At 66.4% G+C, this 1,415-nt stretch carries 2 protein-coding genes; both read right to left on the reverse strand.

Annotation, left to right across the window (positions count from 1 at the left end):
• Positions 1-290: 290 nt before the first annotated feature.
• On the reverse strand, positions 291-659 hold the full coding sequence (locus AC16JP_RS11775) for a hypothetical protein (RefSeq protein ID WP_484340808.1): 369 nt from the start codon (positions 657-659) through the stop codon (positions 291-293).
• A 92-nt stretch (positions 660-751) separates the two neighbouring features.
• Complete coding sequence (gene phoB / locus AC16JP_RS11780) at positions 752-1,414, reverse strand: phosphate regulon transcriptional regulator PhoB (protein ID WP_484340809.1); 663 nt, start codon at positions 1,412-1,414, stop codon at positions 752-754.
• Position 1,415 lies beyond the last annotated feature (1 nt).

Consider the following 1,415-nt stretch of genomic DNA (forward strand, 5'->3'; position numbering starts at 1 on the left):
TCCAGCGCATAACGCCGGCCGAGGCCGCCACCGGCGCCCGTCACGATGGCAACGCGATTGTCATAGCGGATGGTCATATGATGTTCCCTTCAGGTTTCGGGCGGCCCGTATCGAAAAATCCGGCACCACGACCGTTCGGGATGGCGATAAGCACTGCCGACCGGGTTTGCCAACCCTCGCAAAAAGACGCAGGCCGTTCGACAAAACAGCCTGCGACCTGTCCGCAGCAAGCCGGGGAAGCCGAAAGCCCGCGTATTGCGGGCAGACAATTCTGCCGGTTGCAGGCCCGCCTACTGCGGGCAGGGAACCTGCTTGTTGGTGGCGACTTCATAGCAGGTTCCGGCAGGCTCGTCGGCGTTTGCCGCGCGGATTGCACCCGCCGTTCCGCCAATGATGGCGCCACGTGTGGCGCTGCCGCCGGTAGCCACGCCCGCAGCCGCGCCGCGCGCCGCGCCACGCACGGAACCCTGCGCCGTATCTCCGCCCTGCGTTGCGCCCACCGTGCCGCCGATCACGGCGCCCGCAGCGGCGCTGCCGCCGGTTGCAGTGCCCATCGCAGCGCCACGCGCGGCACCGCTGCCCGTCGATGTCTGGCAACCAGCCAAAGCAAGCGCTCCGGCCGACAGTGCTGCAAGACCCATAATTCTCGTCGCGCCCATGATGAATCTCCCACACAAATACGGCGCAGTGTTCGCTGCGCATCAGCAGGATACATGATCGGCAATCCGGCACAACTGCCTGTCGGCACTGTTCAAACGGTGGTTTGTTGCGCCACGTCCAGTGCATACCCCGCCGATCGCACCGTGCGGATCAGGTCGGGCAAGCCCTCTGCATTGATCGCTTTCCGCAGGCGCCGGATGTGCACGTCGACCGTCCGCAGTTCGACGTCGGCGTCGCGGCCCCACACCGCATCCAGCAACTGTTCGCGGCTGAACACGCGCTTTGGATGTTCCAGAAAGTGGCGCAGCAGGCGGAACTCGGTCGGCCCAAGTTGCACCGGCTGGCCGTTCCGCAGCACCCGGTGCGCGGCGGTATCCATCTCGACACCGCCATGCACCAACGTCGCCCCGGAAAGCGCCGGCCGCAGCCTTCGCAGCAGTGCCCGCACCCGCGCAACCAGTTCGCGCGGCGAAAAGGGCTTCGTCACATAATCGTCGGCGCCGGTTTCCAGCCCGCGCACGCGGTCCCCCTCGTCGGCGCGCGCCGTCAGCATTATGATCGGCAGCGAAGCGGTTTCCGCTGCCCGCCGCAGCCGGCGGCACACTTCGATCCCCGACGCCCCCTCGAGCATCCAGTCAAGCAGCACCAGATCGGGCCGATCCTCGTGCACCAGCAGCAGCGCATCGTCGCCGTCGCTGGTGTGGGTGATGTCAAAGCCTTCCGCCGCAAAGTTGTAACGGATCAGTTCCGCCAGA

The sequence above is a fragment of the Sandaracinobacteroides sp. genome, from assembly GCF_057137845.1.

Bases quoted from the DNA above. Each gene is read 5' to 3' on its own strand.
- AC16JP_RS11775 (WP_484340808.1), bottom strand. From the start codon at position 659: ATGGGCGCGACGAGAATTATGGGTCTTGCAGCACTGTCGGCCGGAGCG.